This window comes from Endozoicomonas sp. ONNA1 (genome assembly GCF_024606325.1).
GTDB lineage: Bacteria > Pseudomonadota > Gammaproteobacteria > Pseudomonadales > Endozoicomonadaceae > Endozoicomonas_A.
In genome coordinates this window covers 1-1532 of sequence record NZ_JAHHPN010000837.1, presented here as the reverse complement: position 1 = coordinate 1532, position 1532 = coordinate 1, and the positions used below count along the sequence as shown (strand labels likewise).

Genomic DNA, 1532 nt, shown 5'->3' with positions numbered 1-1532 from the left:
GTAAAAGTTGTGGGGACTGGTCAACCTGCTGTGCTCGCCGGGCAGCCAGTATCAGATTATTCAACAACCCTTCGGTCATTTCAGGCAGAGGGTTACAAAGGTCGAGAGGTACGGTTTTAAATGCTTCGTAAAGTTCATCAAGCGCTTGTTCTGGCAGCTCAATCCGGGGGATACCGTGTTTGAGGGCATTAATAGCCCAGAGATCGACCTCAGGACACGGCTTACCCATGGCAACCATCGAATTAAATATGGAAGACCGGCTTCTTGTAAACTCAGGCCAGAGCAGGGTGACATGAGCTTCCGGGTAGGTCTGTAATTGGCCATTCACCAACAGAGGTTGCCCGACAACCAGAGGTTCCAGAAGCTGCTGAAGTGTCGGATTACGCTCGAGTCCCAGAAATACAACCGGTTTGCCAGCGGTTAATGCTTCCTGCAATTTGCTCTGACGTCGTCCAAAATGCGCCTTTTGTTCCGAGCTGATATGAATATTATCAAACAGCTGACTGAAGCCGGTCTGTTCATTGACCTGAATGACCAGAGATGCTTGCGGCTGATCGTTTATCCAATGACTGGCTTGGGCAGGTTGTTGATAAGTGACGGTATTAAAGACGACACGATCTCTGATTGGATGCTCATCGTTTTCTGCTAATCCAAGCGCTTTCGGTTGTCGTCCGGAATCAGCCACCTGAAGTGGGGGCTCCAGGCCGGTCGTCTCGCGAATCGTCTGTAGTGAGCCCAGTAAACAAAACCAGAGCGCCTCGCTAAGCGGAGAAGTCACGACGACTGCACCACCTGCCCGAACTTGTTCCAGCAGGCAGATGTTAGGGATTGCATAGCCACCCGGTGCAATGGCAATCGGGTTCAGCCATTCGCTAATATTACTCTGGTTAATGATGATCGGGTTTCGTGGTGTGTGCGGTTTATCAAGTCCCTTGTCAGCTGGTTGTGACAGACTTTGGAACAGTGAACGAAGCTCGTCATTGCCTACTGACATCTGATAAAACTGAACATCGTCGGGTAATGGACAGATCTTTCCGTTGCTCTCAAAACACTTTTGCGCCAGCATTTGTCGAATCGTCTGTTCAAAGGCCAGATCTTTCCAGTTGGCCCCTTTCAGAATCACCCGTTGTCCGGCCATCAAAGACTCAAGCCTGCCGGGGAGGTGCCGGATTCGCCCCTGTTTATCCACTCCGGGGCCGCCCAGCAGCAACTGTCGCCAGTTGTTGTGCAAATGGCAGTCAATTAAAACGGTATTGTCGTCATCCATAGCACTTTCGGCACAGGGGAGTTCAGCCAATAGCGGAGGAGCTTTTAACGGAGGAGCTCTGTCTATAGCCATCGATGGGTCATTATTGGCCTGAGCATTGAACTGCCAGGTATTTCCCGGTCGATTAATTCGTCGCCAGAAATCAGCCCCAGGTGCGGTGGCTCCCGCAGCGTCATCACACTGACCAAGCGATGCCAACTGTGCAGGGTTTGCCAGAACCAGTAGAGCAACATGTTCTCCCAGGGGGCGTTTCTTCTGACTGACT

Annotated in this window: 1 protein-coding gene; it reads right to left on the bottom strand. The window is 51.4% G+C overall.

All coding sequences use genetic code 11. The features are described from left to right. Positions 1-1532 (bottom strand): hypothetical protein (locus KDK19_RS19765; RefSeq protein WP_257292696.1); only part of this gene is annotated, 1532 nt, incomplete at both ends.